The following is a 1,692-nucleotide window of genomic DNA, read 5'->3' as shown; positions in this document are numbered from 1 at the left end:
TCACTATTTTTGGTCTTTAAGGAATATACTTTAAAGACCAAATTTTATTTTAAAAGTAAATTGTATGATATAAATATAAAGTAGGGATTGCTTTACCAAATTATCGCATAATATATATTATGGAACTTTTATAGAAAGGATACAAGGGTATGCCATCAGCACTTTAAGGAATGTTAGCAATATTAACCATGGGACTCCCTACCCAATATACTCGTGTTTGACAATTGAATTGAGATGCATAGCCTTTACTAAAAAAACTGATAACCTTTCAAGATTGAAAATCTGTCCGGTTATTCTTTCTTGAAAATTTCAATCATTATAGTTTTTTATTTTTTACTCTTTTTAAAAAAATCATCATAATTTGTAGTATTATAAAAGTTAAAAATAATATTCCATGAAATAATGGTACAAATGGCTGATAAATAAAATCAGAACAATATATTGCTATTGTTTCAATCAATGTTGCAATACACCATAAAATAATTCCCCATGGTGAATACATCCAAAGTCCAATTAAGGCAATAGGATAGAGAATCGCCAATATAGCTGAGACAAATTGCCACTGCCAAGGCATAAGGTCAAAACGCCATAAAATACCTGGAAAGACACCCACAAGGCGTATCCAATAAAAAATACCTAGGACTAAGCAAATAAGTGCCAAAAACCGTAAGTAACAGTTATAAATTAAATTGATTTTTGAAACCCGTTTGTGAGGATTATTTTTCACAATAATAACTCTTGTTCAACAGGTTGAAAGTAATAATCTATCATTTCATCTGTTACATTTGAGAGTTTATCTGGCTGCCATTGAGGTCTTTTATCCTTATCAATTAACATAGCACGTATACCTTCATGAAAATTATGTGAATTAATCATATGATGTGCAATGCGGTTTTCAATTTTCATACAATCTTCCAACGTTTGAAGTGAATTTTGTTTCATTTGTTTCCAGATAACTTTTAAACTTATTGGAGAACGTAACTGCAAAATATCATAACATTCTTTAGCAAACAAAATACCTTCTTCACTTTTTTTATGAAGCAACTCAAGACATTCTTCTAAGCTATAGGCACTAAAACAAGTATCAATAATACAACGTATTTCGTAACTCGTTTCATAGTCTTTTGTAACGGATCGCTCGTTTAAAGCTAAAAGAGGATCTCCTTGTTCGATAATAGCTTTTCTAACCCTATCGAATTCAATTTCAGGAACAGCATGTGTTGCTAATCCTAAATTTAAGCAATCTCCCCACTTTATGCATGCGCCAGTTAATGCAAGATAGATGCCAAAATGATTAGGCAAAGATGGTAAGAAAAAACTTGCACCCACATCTGGAAAAAATCCAATCGCACCTTCTGGCATAGCAAAAACTGTATTTTCTGTAACAATTCGATGTGAACCATATAGAGAAATACCTACCCCTCCTCCCATCCAAATACCGTTTACAAAAGAGATATAGGGTTTTGAAAAACGTTTGATATAAGCATTCAAACTATATTCATCCCTAAAGTATTGATAAGCAAAGGGACTTTTTCCCATATTATAGATTTCTACAACATCTCCACCAGCACAAAAAGCACGCCCCTCCCCTTCAATTAAGACACAAGAAACATTATCATCTGTTTCCCATGTTCTGAGAGCTTTTCTTAAAGCTGAAACCATTCGTTGATTAAGAGCGTTTAATGCTGAAGG

The 1,692-nt window shown here is 32.3% G+C and carries 2 protein-coding genes; both read right to left on the bottom strand.

Features of this window, described 5'->3' with window-relative positions; genetic code table 11:
• Positions 1–316: 316 nt before the first annotated feature.
• Positions 317–727, bottom strand: coding sequence for a DUF6163 family protein (locus tag ACFIO3_RS12675; RefSeq protein ID WP_375608359.1), 411 nt, complete (start codon positions 725–727; stop codon positions 317–319).
• The coding region (locus ACFIO3_RS12670; protein WP_375704574.1) for an enoyl-CoA hydratase/isomerase family protein at positions 724–1,692 on the bottom strand (969 nt) is incomplete at its 5' end. The genes ACFIO3_RS12675 and ACFIO3_RS12670, both read right to left, overlap by 4 nt.

It is taken from the genome of Bartonella sp. AD328YNZD (assembly GCF_042196425.1).
Note: the sequence above shows the minus strand (reverse complement) of the source record. Positions and strands in the feature narration are given on the sequence as shown.